The 13,307-nt window shown below is 33.5% G+C and carries 10 protein-coding genes; 4 read left to right on the forward strand and 6 right to left on the reverse strand.

The window, feature by feature from the left end; genetic code table 11:
* Window positions 1–20: 20 nt before the first annotated feature.
* Window positions 21–560, reverse strand: coding sequence for a 3-hydroxyanthranilate 3,4-dioxygenase (locus ACHRVL_RS02160; protein WP_129023455.1), 540 nt, complete (start codon window positions 558–560; stop codon window positions 21–23).
* A gap of 109 nt (window positions 561–669) precedes the next feature.
* Window positions 670–1,764: an endonuclease/exonuclease/phosphatase family protein gene (locus ACHRVL_RS02165; RefSeq protein ID WP_395409985.1), complete on the reverse strand. Its 1,095-nt coding sequence runs from the start codon at window positions 1,762–1,764 to the stop codon at window positions 670–672.
* A gap of 210 nt (window positions 1,765–1,974) precedes the next feature.
* On the opposite strand from ACHRVL_RS02165, the gene ACHRVL_RS02170 reads away from it, so the two are divergent.
* From ACHRVL_RS02170 to ACHRVL_RS02180, 3 genes are all read left to right on the forward strand, one after another.
* Window positions 1,975–2,874, forward strand: a complete 900-nt coding sequence (locus ACHRVL_RS02170; RefSeq protein ID WP_395411074.1) for an LD-carboxypeptidase — start codon at window positions 1,975–1,977, stop codon at window positions 2,872–2,874.
* A 139-nt stretch (window positions 2,875–3,013) separates the two neighbouring features.
* Window positions 3,014–3,385, forward strand: a complete 372-nt coding sequence (locus tag ACHRVL_RS02175) for a YraN family protein (protein ID WP_395409987.1) — start codon at window positions 3,014–3,016, stop codon at window positions 3,383–3,385.
* 118 nt (window positions 3,386–3,503) lie between these two features.
* Window positions 3,504–4,160, forward strand: a complete 657-nt coding sequence (locus tag ACHRVL_RS02180) for a hypothetical protein (RefSeq protein ID WP_008466087.1) — start codon at window positions 3,504–3,506, stop codon at window positions 4,158–4,160.
* Window positions 4,161–4,287: 127 nt separating this feature from the next.
* Here the strand turns inward: ACHRVL_RS02180 and mfd are convergent, their stop codons facing one another.
* Together mfd and ACHRVL_RS02190 are read right to left on the reverse strand one after the other, a co-directional pair.
* Entirely contained in the window at window positions 4,288–7,653 is a 3,366-nt protein-coding gene (gene mfd, locus ACHRVL_RS02185; RefSeq protein WP_395409989.1) for a transcription-repair coupling factor, read from the reverse strand.
* Window positions 7,646–8,272, reverse strand: a complete 627-nt coding sequence (locus ACHRVL_RS02190) for a hypothetical protein (protein WP_395409990.1) — start codon at window positions 8,270–8,272, stop codon at window positions 7,646–7,648. The genes mfd and ACHRVL_RS02190 overlap by 8 nt, the downstream gene beginning before the upstream one ends.
* Window positions 8,273–8,581: 309 nt before the next feature.
* On the opposite strand from ACHRVL_RS02190, the gene ACHRVL_RS02195 reads away from it, so the two are divergent.
* Complete coding sequence (locus tag ACHRVL_RS02195; protein WP_089053669.1) at window positions 8,582–9,520, forward strand: L-threonine 3-dehydrogenase; 939 nt, start codon at window positions 8,582–8,584, stop codon at window positions 9,518–9,520.
* Window positions 9,521–9,592: 72 nt separating this feature from the next.
* On the opposite strand, the gene ACHRVL_RS02200 is transcribed toward ACHRVL_RS02195, so the two are convergent.
* Entirely contained in the window at window positions 9,593–11,473 is a 1,881-nt protein-coding gene (locus ACHRVL_RS02200; protein WP_395409992.1) for a M1 family metallopeptidase, read from the reverse strand.
* Window positions 11,474–11,536: 63 nt separating this feature from the next.
* A complete protein-coding gene (locus ACHRVL_RS02205; protein ID WP_395409995.1) occupies window positions 11,537–13,171 on the reverse strand; it encodes a S8 family peptidase in 1,635 nt (544 codons plus the stop codon).
* Window positions 13,172–13,307: the final 136 nt, after the last annotated feature.

Consider the following 13,307-nt stretch of genomic DNA (forward strand, 5'->3'; position numbering starts at 1 on the left):
ATTTTAACTCAATTAATAAATTACTTTTTTGCCGTAAATCTCGGATCAGTTTCCATTACAGTGCCACATTTATCACAAGTTCTTAATTCTTCAGAATTGTAAAAATGCTCGAAGTGCGGAAGAAAGTCTTTCTCAATATTATGAAGTTCAAAAAATACTTCGTATAGTTTATGATTACAGTTATCGCAATGCCATAACAATCCATCAGTATATCCTTTTCCTGCTCGTTTACGCTCAATTACCAAACCAATTGAACCTTCTGAACGAACTGGGGAATGTGGAATTTTAGCAGGATGAAGATACATATCGCCAGCGTTCAGCTCCATTTCCTTACGTTCTCCATCTTCCTGAATTACCACTTTTATGCTGCCTTCTAACTGATAAAAAAGCTCTTCGGTTTCATTATAATGATAATCTTTTCTTGCATTTGGCCCTGCAACTATCATTACGATATAGTCGCCTGAATCTACATAAAGGTTTTTATTTCCAACTGGCGGCTTTAATAATTGTCTGTTTTCTTCAATCCATTTAGTAAGATTGAACGGTTTTGCTATGGCCATTTTTTTCAGAATTTATGATAGGCTAAGATACTAAATTTGTAGAGACACACTGCAGTGCATCTCATAGGTTTTGATCAAAGGAACGTAGACGCACTGCTCTGCGCCTCTACTATTTCTCCCGTATCAAATAAATATAAACTGGAAAATGATCACTAAAACCTGCTTGTTCTAGCGTATTTCGTAACGGATATCCTTTATATTTTCCAGAGGTTTGAATTAAATACGGTTTATTAAAAATTCCTGCTTTCCAAAATTTGAATGTAGAAAAACCTGAATTTATTAATGAATCAGTCATCATAATTTGATCAAAAATATCCCATGAATCTCTAAAAGCTAAAGTTCCCATTCCTTTCTCTGCCATTTCTTCAAATGGATTAAAAATACCAAATTCAGGAACTTCTGTCTTTTTTGCCTTTGCTCCTAAAGCTTTTTTGATACTTTTATTAAAAGGGCCATCGTTTAAATCTCCCATTGTAATTACTTTTGCATTGGGATTTATTTGCTGCAATGAATCAATAATCTTGCGGTTTAATCTTCCCGCTGCTTCACGAAATGTACTGCTTGCTTTTTCTCCTCCTGATCTCGAAGGCCAATGATTGACAATAATATGAATCTCTTCGTCTTCAAGAAAACCAGTTACTAAAAGCTGGTCTCTTGTAAAAACCCTGTTTTTTATATCCGTTTTAGCTTCTACATCTCCTAAATCTTCATTTTGATCTTCTGCAATAACAGCTTTCTTTTTATATATCAATAACGGAATATTGGCAAATGATGTTGGTTTAAAATATTTCTTTTGATACAAAAGCGCAACGTCAATACCACGTTGGTCGGGCGAATCAAAATGAATGATTCCATAATCAAATCCAGCAATTTTTTCCTGTTTTACCAAATCTTCAAGCACCCCTCTATTTTCGACTTCAGAGCATCCTAATAAAATAGGTGCATTAGAATTCTCTGGTGTTCCTATTTCAGAAATGACCTTCGATAAGTTTTTTAGTTTTTGATCGTACTTTTCTTTTGTCCAATGCTGAGCTCCATTTGGAGTCCACTCATCATCATTTGTACTTGTATCATCATAAATATCAAAAAGATTTTCAAAATTGTAAAATGCCGCTGTATGTATACTATATTTCTTTGATTGTGCATTTGAAATAAAATTTATAAAAAAGACAAGTAAACAAAAGTGAAGTTTAATAATTTGCATAACTTTAAAAATTAAAGCGCCAATTTAAATAAAACGTAAGAAATTTCAACATTTTGTTTTGGCTAATTATTATATTTGTTAATTCTATAACTAAAAAACCGCAGAGGAATTATGAAAAGCCAGTCCGCAATCTTAAAATATTTTAACTACACTAAACTGGCATTTCTTATTTTTGCTTTACAATCATTTACCTGTCAATCTCAACAAAACATGATAACACCGCCTTATTTACAAAAAGGAGATACTGTCGCACTTTTGGCAACAGCTCGAAAAAACATCGATGATAATTTAAAACCAACTATAGATTTATTGCACAGCTGGGGTTTAGAAGCCGTAATAGGCTCAACAATCGGTCTTGATTTTAATCAGCTTGCTGGTACTGACGAGCAGCGTGCAGCCGATTTTCAAAAACAATTAGACAATCCAAACATTAAAGCAATTTGGTGTGTACGCGGTGGATATGGAACTGTTCGAATGCTTGATCTTTTAGATTTTACTAAATTTAAGCAACATCCAAAATGGGTTATTGGTTTTAGTGATGTCACTGTTTTGCACAACCACTTAAATACAATGGGATATAAATCGATACACGGTATTATGCCGGTTACTGTAGCTCGCGCAACTCCGGCAGCAGTGAGTTCGATGAAAGCCAGTTTGTTTGGTGAGCCACTTTCCTATACAATTGGTCCTGATAAAATGAATCGTTTTGGTAAAGCAACCGGCGAATTAGTGGGCGGAAATTTATCTATTCTTTATAGTTTATTAGGTTCGCAGTCAGCAATTGATTGTAAGGATAAAATTTTATTTATTGAAGATCTCGATGAATATCTATATCATATTGATCGAATGATGATGAATTTACGACGTAATGGCTGCATCGAAAATCTAAAAGGTATTATGATTGGCGGAATGACCAAAATGAAAGACAATGAAGTGCCATGGGGCAAAAATGCTCTAGAAATTATTGATGATGTAACCAAAAAATACAATATCCCAGTAATCTTCAATTTCCCAGCTGGACACATTCAGGATAATAGAGCTTTGATTATGGGAAGTACAATTTCTATTGATGTCAATGCCGCTGGAAGTACTGTTTCTTTTCAGAAATAACCGTATTTCATAAATCAATAAATACCACATAAAAATTTCGCAAAGACGCGAAGCCGCAAAGCATAATTAAAACTTTGCGGCTTCGCGTCTTTGCATACAAAAAACATACATCAACATTCAAGAACCTTAAAATTAAAAAATGGCAAAACATAATGAACTTGGTAAAAAAGGAGAAGATCTTGCCGCGGCATATCTTGAGGAAAATGGTTATAAAATATTAGAACGAAACTGGATTTTTCAAAAAGCAGAAATAGATATTATTGCCCAAAAAGAAAATATTCTAGCAGTCGTTGAAGTGAAGACAAGATCAAGCTTAGATTTTGGAGCTCCGCAAGATTTTGTTAAGCCAAAAAAAATTCAACTCTTAGTAAAAGCAGTAAATGCCTACATAAACGATAGGGAAAAGGATTTTAAAAGTGATTTAAATATTCGTTTTGACATCGCCGCAATCCATAAAACGCAGGAAACATTTGCAATTGAACATTTTACAGATGCTTTTTATCACTTTTAACATATTTTTTTATTGTTATAATTCTAACAAATTGTTTTTTTATTTATCTTTGTAGAGATTTATAACATAAATTAACTAAACCAACCCAATTAAGTTACAAAAAAAAAGAAAAAAAATTATGAAAACCGTTTCTTCAATCGTCGAAAATTACATTAAAACAAAACCCTTTTTATTGAACGCGTTATCGCTTGGAATTATCAATTTAACATCTCTTTCTCGGAATATCATGACGGAACTGGAAAGTGAATTTGGTAAGGAAGTAAAACAAGGTGCTGTTGTAATGTCGTTGAAACGACTGACTGAAGAATTGGATTTTAAATTAAATCATAAGATCAATAAGGTCATTAAAAATATTGGCGAAATTACCGTAAGATCTGAATTGACAGATTACACTTTTGCTGCTTCAGAAACTGTTTTAAACAAACAGGCTGATTTAATTTCTGATATTAATGCTTTATCTGATATTTTTTATACTTCGTCTCGTGGTGTAAATGAAACTAATATTGTGGTGAGCAGCAGTGTAAATCATTTAGTTGAAAAACACTTTATGCGCGAAAAATTAATTCAGAAATTAGACAATCTAGCTTCTATTACGGTAAAATTACCAAAAGAAAATATTGTGGTTCCTGGTATTTATTATTTCATTTTTCAACGTTTAGCTTGGGAAGGAATAATCATAAACGAAGTAATTTCGACTTCAAATGAATTTACTATTTTAGTTGGTGAAGATCAAGTTGATGTTGCTTTTAAAGTTATTAAAGACTTAAAAAACTAGATATAAGTTAATCGTTTTTAACGAAAAGAATGGTCGTATGAACTTTTCATACGACCATTTTATTTTTAGCACGAATTAGCACGAATTAAATTTGTGGAAATTCGTGAAATTCGTGGCAACTTTATTTTTATTCTCCCAGCATTTCCATCAATTCCAAAGCTCTTTTAGTCGATTTTACATTGTCAAAAGTCAATAAAAGTCGTAAACCGTTAGGTGTTTGCTTTTCTTTCATCGTACAAAGATTACTGTGGGTTTGCACAAACTTTATTACTTTATGAAAACGCTTTGATTGATAATAATCTGATTGTTGATCAGAAACAAAATAGCCAATCATTTTACCTTTTTTCATTACCAATTTTTCAATTCCTACTGCAGTAGCAATCCATTTGATGCGAATACTATTCATCAATGCATTGGCACGCGGAGGCATTGGACCAAAACGGTCAATTAACTTGTTTTGAAAAACAATTAATTCTTCTTCGTTCTTCACAGAACCCAACTCGTTGTATAAACTCAAACGCTCGGTAACATTATTGATATATTCATCAGAAAATAACAGCTCAAAATCAGTATCGATTTGTAGATCTTTTACGTATTCTTTCGTTTCAATATCATTCTCTTCAGGATATAAATCTTTGAATTCATTTTCTTTTAATTCTTCGATCGCTTCGTTCATGATTTTTTGGTACGTATCAAAACCAATTTCATTAATGAAACCACTTTGTTCTCCTCCCAATAAATCTCCTGCTCCACGAATCTCAAGATCTTTCATTGCAATATTGAAACCGCTTCCAAGTTCGCTAAATTGTTCAAGAGCCTGAATACGTTTTCTCGCGTCTTCGGTCATTGAAGAATACGGAGGACAAATGAAATAACAGAATGCTTTTTTATTGCTTCGCCCAACACGACCGCGCATTTGGTGCAAATCTGATAATCCAAAATTGTTGGCATTATTGATGAAAATTGTATTGGCATTTGGAACGTCCAATCCACTTTCGATGATTGTGGTTGCCACCAAAACATCAAAATCACCGTTCATGAAGCCTAACATCAATTCCTCGAGTTTAGCACCGTCCATTTGTCCGTGACCAATTCCAACTCTTGCATTTGGAACCAAACGCTGAATCATTCCTGCGACTTCTTTTATATTTTCGATTCGATTATTGATGAAGAAAACCTGTCCGTTTCTTTGAATTTCATACGAAATCGCATCACGAATAATTTCTTCATTAAAACCAACCACATTTGTTTCAATCGGATATCTATTTGGCGGAGGCGTTGTAATTACTGATAAATCACGTGCTGCCATTAATGAAAACTGAAGCGTTCTCGGAATTGGAGTTGCCGTCAATGTCAACGTATCAACATTTGCAGCAATGGTTTTTAATTTATCTTTTACGTTAACCCCAAACTTTTGTTCCTCATCGACAATCAATAATCCTAAATCTTTAAAAACTACATTTTTATTGACTAATTGATGTGTTCCAATAACGATATCCAGTTTTCCTTCGGCTAAATCTTTTAAAGTCTGTGTTTTTTGTTTTGCCGTTCTAAATCTGTTTAAGTAACCAACAGAAACTGGCATATCTTTTAATCGTTCCGTAAAAGTTCTATAATGCTGATAAGCTAAAATAGTGGTAGGAACTAAAACTGCAACTTGTTTACTATTATCTACAGCTTTAAAAGCGGCACGAATTGCAACTTCTGTTTTTCCGAAACCAACGTCACCGCAAACCAAACGATCCATTGGGCGATCGCTTTCCATATCGGCTTTTACTTCTTGCGTCGATTTAGTTTGATCGGGTGTATCTTCATAAATAAACGAACTTTCTAATTCGTTTTGCAAATAACTATCCGGCGCAAATTGGAAACCTTTTTCTAATCTTCGTTTTGCATACAACTGAATCAAATTGAAGGCAATATGCTTAACTCGCGCTTTGGTTTTTTGTTTTAAAACTTTCCACGCGTTCGAACCTAATTTATAGATTTTTGGAGGCGTTCCGTCTTTTCCGTTGTATTTAGAAATTTTATGAAGCGAGTGAATGCTTACGTAAACAATATCATTATCGGCATAAACCAGTTTTATGGCTTCCTGCGTTTTACCTTCGACTTGAATTTTCTGCAATCCGCCAAACTTTCCAATTCCGTGATCAATGTGCGTAACATAATCGCCAACAGAAAGTGCCGTTAATTCTTTTAGCGTAATATTCTGCTTTTTCGAATAGCCGTTTTTGATGTTGAATTTATGATAACGCTCAAAAATCTGATGATCTGTGTAAGCAGTTATTTGATTCTCTTCGTCAATAAAACCCTGATATAAAGGAAGTACAATTGTATTATATTGCTTTCTGATATTCTCTGAATTGGCCTCATCTAAACTTTCAAAAATATCATGAAAACGTTTTGCCTGTGTTTCATTCGAACAGAATAAATAATTTTTATATCCGTTAAAATGATTTTCGCTCAGATTGTTCAGCAACAAATCAAATTGTTTATTGAAAGATGGCTGCGGCTGAAAATGAAATTCGAACTTTTTAGTGGTTTTAAAAATTGGTTTTGAAGCCAATTCAACAATCGAAAAATCTAAAGCTCGCTTGATAAACGAAGCTTGATTTAAGAATAGCTTTTCAGGTTCGGCGTGTTTTATTTCTTTCGAAAGTTTCTCAAAAGCCTCTTCTGCTCTTGCAAATTGTTTGTCTAACTGACTAAAAAGACCGTCTGTATTTTGGATGAAAAGAACAGTCTTTTCAGCAATATAATCTAAAAAGCTTTCGCGGTTTTCCTGAAATATCTTGTTTTCGACATTCGGGATAATCGTTATTTTTTTATGTGTTTCTACAGATAATTGTGTTTCTACATCAAAACTTCTGATACTGTCTACTTCGTTTCCAAAAAACTCTATTCTGTACGGATGATCGTTTGAGAAAGAAAAAACATCGACAATTCCTCCACGAACCGAAAATTCTCCTGGTTCTGTAATAAAATCGACTCTTTTAAATTCATATTCAAACAAAACTTCGTTGATAAAATCAATTGAAATTTTATCGTTTAAAGCTACTTTTAAAGTGTTTTTATCAAGTTCTCTTCTCGTAACTACTTTTTCAAAAAGTGCTTCTGGATACGTAACAATTACAGCTGGTTTTTTTCGAGAATTGATTCGGTTTAAAACCTCAGCACGAAGTAAAACATTCGCATTATCTGTTTCCTCAATATGGTACGGACGACGAAATGAAGCGGGATAAAACAAAACATCCTGCTCACCAATCATTTGCTCTAAATCATTCAAATAATAAGCTGCTTCTTCTTTGTTGTCTAAAACAATCAAAAAAGGCAATTCTGTTTTCTTAAAAACAGAGCGAATTATAAATGAAACCGCAGATCCTAACAATCCGCTAAGATTCATTTTTACCTGATTTCCCTCCAGTAAACTTGTGGCAATCTGCTGTGCTTTAGGCAAATTGTCATAGGTAGTATATAAAGCGTTTTTACTCAACTTTTGGTGCGTTTTGATCTATATTTTGTATTGGTGAATGCGGTGCGCTTGAACTTGGAATGGCGCGCGTCGTATCTAACATTTTTAAAAAATCCTCTTCTCCTTCTTCTTTTGGAATTTTATTTTTCTCAACAATTTTATCCATCTGTCTTTCTAAGGAAACTAATTCTTTATTAATCTCTCCTATCAAAAAAGCTACTTTATCATCTGGTATTTTACTCAAATGAATAAACAAATCCAACATTCTAACTTTTGTAATTAAAATTGAAATTCGGCTTCTTATTTGAGGCAGATTAAATTCAGCAGGAATATTATTGTTTAAAGCCATTGCTTTTTTTGAAATGGCAGTAGATTTTTTCTGAAATGCACCAATAGTTTTTCTTGGCTTATCTCCAATCTCTTTCATAAAATCGCGCCATTCTGTCCAGGCTCTTACATTTTGTTCCGAAATTTCATTGATTGGCTCATCAATAAAAACCCATGCTTTATTGATGTTATTAAAAATTTTTTCATTCTTTTTAGCTTCTTTTGCATTTTCAGCTTGACGCTTTTCGTCTTGGTTTTGACAAGATTGAAGCACTAAAATCAAAAGCAGAAATACTGCTATTTTATATTTCATTTCATAAAATGTTAGATCGCAAAGTTACAAAGTAAATTTACAATTACGAATTCTGATTTTTGCTAAAGATTCTATAAATCAAGGTTGTTTTTTTATCATCAATTTTAAGTGACAAACTCATTTTCTACAGGATTTATTATCCAAAAAAAGCCTTTAAAAAACACTCAAAAAGCACAAAGGCACATTTCTTAAACAGAGAATTATCCAACAAACAAACTTTTTTGTTATTGAATTTATAAATTATGATTCTAAAAAACGTACGTAATTACGAAAACGTTATATTTGTGTCTCTAAAAAAATCATCTAAAAATGAATCCAAAAATATTAATCATTGGCGCTTGCGGTCAAATTGGGACTGAGCTGACTCAAAAATTGCGCAAACTTTACGGAACCGAAAATGTAATCGCTTCTGATATTCGAAAATTAAATACTGATGTTGTTAATTCAGGTCCCTTTGAAGTAGTCAATGCTTTAGATTTTAACCAAATTGAACATCTTGTTGAAGTTCATAAAATCACTGATGTTTATTTGATGGCTGCGCTTTTATCAGCAACTGCTGAAAAAAATCCAGCATTTGCTTGGGATTTAAATATGAACTCTCTTTTTCATGTTTTGAATTTAGCAAAAGCAAAAAAGATTCAGAAAATTTTCTGGCCTTCAAGTATCGCTGTTTTTGGCCCAACAACTCCAAAAGAAAATACTCCTCAATATACCGTTATGGAACCTTCGACGGTTTACGGAATTAGTAAACAGGCTGGTGAAAGATGGTGTGAATATTACCATAATATTTACGGCGTTGATGTTCGAAGCATACGTTATCCTGGTTTAATCAGTTGGTCTACTCCTCCCGGCGGCGGAACTACTGATTATGCTGTTGATATTTTCTATAAGGCTATTGCCGATAAAAAATACGAATGCTTTTTATCATCAGAAACAAAAATGCCAATGATGTACATGGATGATGCTATTGATGCTACTATCAACATCATGAAAGCACCTGTTGAAGAAATAAAAATACATTCGTCATACAATTTAGCAGCTATGAGTTTTACTCCAACTGAAATCGCGGCTGAAATTAAAAAGCATATTCCTGATTTTGAAATCACTTACAATCCTGACTTCCGTCAAAAAATTGCAGACAGCTGGCCGGCAAGTATCGACGACAGTTCTGCAAGAGAAGATTGGAACTGGAAACATACTTTTGATCTTGAATCAATGACAAAAGATATGATTGAGCATTTGAGTTAAACTTCAAATGTCTTAAAAATAAAAATCCCGTTTAGAATATTCTAAACGGGATTTTTTATTGAGATCTGCGAATTACTTTACCTCATAAACATTATTCGTCTGCTTTACATCAGCCATTAATCCACTTGGATCGATAGTGATTTTTTTGATTGCAGTTTTGTTTTTGTCAATCGTAAAACTATAGTTTTGCTGTGCCCAAGCCCAATCTTCTAAAACTGTTCTTTTTTCGTTTGGATTTGGATTCGGTTTAATAAAATTCATCATTCTCAACGGAATGTAGAAATTCTCAGAAGTTCCATCAGTATATTCTACTTTCAAATCAATTGGCATTGGCATTCTTCCAATTCTCTCTAAAGAAACTGTTGTTTTTCCTGCATTATCAGCAACAGCTGCAATTCCGTAATCAATTGTATTGGTTGTTTGTGCCCAATCTATTAAGTACCAATCTAACTCAGCTCCAGAAACTCTTTCGGCTGTTCTTTTGATATCATTTGGAGTTGGATGTTTGAATTTGAAATCGTTGAAATATCTTTTTAGAGTTTCATCAACATTATCTTTCCCTATTACATATTCTAACTGCGATAAAAAGATACTTCCTTTTACATAAGATGAAATGCTGTAAGGTCTATTTTCGTCATAACGATCTCCATGAGTTGTCTGCGATTGTTCTTTTCCAGAATTTACTAAACTGTAATACGCTTTATAATTTCCTACAAAAGGATTTACCTCTTTTTTATCTCCTTTTAATTCGTTCAAAGCACTGTCTTCGATATAGGTTGTAAAACCTTCGTCCATCCAAGGATGTTTTGATTCATTTGAAGCCAAAATATGTTGAAACCATGAATGTCCTAATTCGTGTGTAGCAGTTCCTAAAATTCCTTCAAGAGTTCCGTTTCCAAGCATTAAAGTACACATTGCATACTCCATTCCTCCATCACCGCCTTGAATAAACGAGTATTGTTTGTACGGATATTGTCCAACTCTATGATTGTAATAATCCATAACTTTTACCATTAATGGCTCTAACTGTTTCCAGTTCGCTGTTGTTTTTGGATTGTTTTTGTAAAAGAAATGCAAATCGACATCGTTTGGTCCTTTTACAATATCATGAGTATATTCTTTATCAGCAGCCCATGTAAAATCGTGAACATTTGGTGCAATAAAATGCCATGTTAATGTTTTTGTTTTTTTAGGATAAACAACTGTTACGCCAGCATCTTCGTAACCGTGACCAATTGTATTTTTGTCTTGCAAATATCCTGAAGCTCCAAGAGTATACTCTTTGTCAATTGTAATTTTAACATCAAAATTACCCCAAACTCCGTGAAATTCTCTTGCGATATATGGATCTGCGTGCCATCCTTCGAAATCAAATTCGGCTAATTTTGGGTACCATTGCGACATTGAAAGTTCAACGCCTTCAGTATTATTTCTTCCTGCACGACGAACTTGCACCGGAACTTGTCCGTCAAAATCTAACGTAAAAGTAGTTTTAGAATTTGGTAAAATTGGTTTAGGCAAAGTCACTTCCATAATAGTTCCTGAAACTCTTGTTTGTGCAGAAACACCATCTTGTTTGAAATTAGCGATTTTTAAATACCCTATTTCATTTGGTTTTAAAGTTTCAATACGGCTTTGTTTTACTTCTTTTCCATCAGCGCCTTTTACTTTATTTACCATTCTTCCGTCTGGATCTTTAATAAAATGTAGACGAGCATCCATCTCACTTCCTGGTTGAAAGGCGTTTAAAAATAAATGATAAAACACCTTTTTTAAGGTATCTGATGAATTATTGGTATAAACCAATTCTTGTTTTCCTTTGTATTGATAGTTTTTAACATCCATCGAAACCTCCATTTTATAATCGGCGTGTTGCTGCCAATATGAAGCGTTTTGTGCAAAAGCTGGACTTAAACCTAAGCTCAGAAAGGAAAGTAAAATAATTTTTCGCATGATAATTACAATAAAAATGGAAGAGCTGCCGCTCTTCCATTGGATTAGTTTTTTAGTTAGTTTTTATTTCTTCGACATTTTTTCGGCCATCAATAAAGCATTGTAGGCATTTACCATTTTGGCTGCTTTTGATGATTCTACAGAAGAAACTGCTGCAGGTTTTTCATCTGGATTTGGATTTTCGCCCAAAACAACTTTTGAAGGAAGTGCAACTCCAGAATCCATTAAAATATGTTTTACCTGAGATGCTTTTAGTTTTGGATAATACGAACGAATTAATGCCGCAACTCCTGCAGCGTTTGGAGCTGCCATTGAAGTTCCTTGTAAATATTTGTATTTATTGTTTGGAACTGTTGCATAAATTTCTTCACCCGGCGCAAAAACGTCAACATTTATTTTTCCGAAATTTGAGAATGGTGCAACAACATTTTCTCCGTATTGTTTATTGATTGCTCCAATTGTTATTACATTGTCTGCAAACTCTTTAATGTTATCTTGAGAATCGTTTGGATAATTGATGTTCTTATTTTCATCGATATTATAACCGTCGTTACCTGCCGCATGAACAATTAAAACGTCTTTTTTGGCGGCATACTTAATAGCATCATAAACCCAATTTTTATGTGGAGAGAAGCTTTTACCAAAACTTCCGTTAATTATTTTTGCACCGTTATCAACTGCATAACGAATCGCCAAAGCAATATCTTTATCGTACTCATCTCCATCTGGAACAGCTCTTACTGTTAAGATTTCAACATTTGCGGCAACACCGTCTCCGCCTAAATTATTACCACGAACTTGCGCAACAATTCCCGCTACGTGAGTTCCATGCAGTGCTTTTTCTTTATCTGGACCAAAAACAATATTGTTTCCGTAATACTTGTTTTTGATGTCTTCAGGATTATCACCTACGATTTTTCTTCCATCATAATCTTTATTCAAATTATAATTTAATTGATCGTAAACCTGATCTTTATACTCTCCAAAATCAGCTTCTGGATCAAATGTTGGACCTGCATTTGTAAAAATTTGCGTCATGATCCTTTTACTTTGCAAAACTTTTGAGTCTGCTGAAGTAATTGCACTTAGATCTTCTATTTTGTAAGTCGTTTTATTAAGCTCTTTCTTAATCGTATTGTGAACTTCTAATAAAAAATCTACTTGTTCTTTATCTTTTAATGCTTTTTCATATTTCTCGGTATACTGTGCTAGAGCCTCTTTATATTGAGCAGAACCATCATCACCTTTTTTAACGATACGTGTCATTTCTAGATTTTCATGAACAGCATTTCCAAGGAAATTCCATCCATGAACGTCGTCGATGAAACCGTTTTTATCATCGTCGATTCCGTTTCCCGGAATTTCTTTTGTGTTTGTCCAGATCATTCCTTGTAAATCTTCGTGCTCAATATCAACACCAGAATCTACTATTCCTACAATAACTTTTTGACCTTTTTTTCCTTGTAATAGTTCAGCGTAAGCCTTATCAACACTCATACCCGGAATAGAATCTTTGATTAAATCAAGATGACTCCATCTTTTTAGTTCGTTTTCGCTGACTGGTGCTTTTTTAACAACTGTTAGTGGCGCTTTAATGAATTCTTTTGGAGTTGAAACTTGCGCTTGCAAAGTAGCACTACAGCCTGCTAAAACAAGTAATGCAAAAGCAGATAATTTAAGAGGTTTTATATGACTCATGTATCTAAAAATAATGTATAGTTAAAAGATGGGACTAAATTATGATTTTTTGTTACAAAAAACTAACCATTAACACTGTGTTATGATTTTTTAAAAACATAAAAACACATGCTAACCCACTTCGTTTCAAATGATT

It is taken from the genome of Flavobacterium sp. FlaQc-28 (genome assembly GCF_044007415.1).
Lineage (GTDB): Bacteria > Bacteroidota > Bacteroidia > Flavobacteriales > Flavobacteriaceae > Flavobacterium.

Coding starts and splice junctions, on each gene's coding strand:
- ACHRVL_RS02160 (WP_129023455.1), bottom strand. CDS start 560: ATGGCCATAGCAAAACCGTTCAATCTTACTAAATGGATTGAAGAAAAC.
- ACHRVL_RS02165 (WP_395409985.1), bottom strand. CDS start 1,764: ATGCAAATTATTAAACTTCACTTTTGTTTACTTGTCTTTTTTATAAAT.
- ACHRVL_RS02170 (WP_395411074.1), top strand. CDS start 1,975: ATGATAACACCGCCTTATTTACAAAAAGGAGATACTGTCGCACTTTTG.
- ACHRVL_RS02175 (WP_395409987.1), top strand. CDS start 3,014: ATGGCAAAACATAATGAACTTGGTAAAAAAGGAGAAGATCTTGCCGCG.
- ACHRVL_RS02180 (WP_008466087.1), top strand. CDS start 3,504: ATGAAAACCGTTTCTTCAATCGTCGAAAATTACATTAAAACAAAACCC.
- ACHRVL_RS02190 (WP_395409990.1), bottom strand. CDS start 8,272: ATGAAATATAAAATAGCAGTATTTCTGCTTTTGATTTTAGTGCTTCAA.
- ACHRVL_RS02195 (WP_089053669.1), top strand. CDS start 8,582: ATGAATCCAAAAATATTAATCATTGGCGCTTGCGGTCAAATTGGGACT.
- ACHRVL_RS02200 (WP_395409992.1), bottom strand. CDS start 11,473: ATGCGAAAAATTATTTTACTTTCCTTTCTGAGCTTAGGTTTAAGTCCA.
- ACHRVL_RS02205 (WP_395409995.1), bottom strand. CDS start 13,171: ATGAGTCATATAAAACCTCTTAAATTATCTGCTTTTGCATTACTTGTT.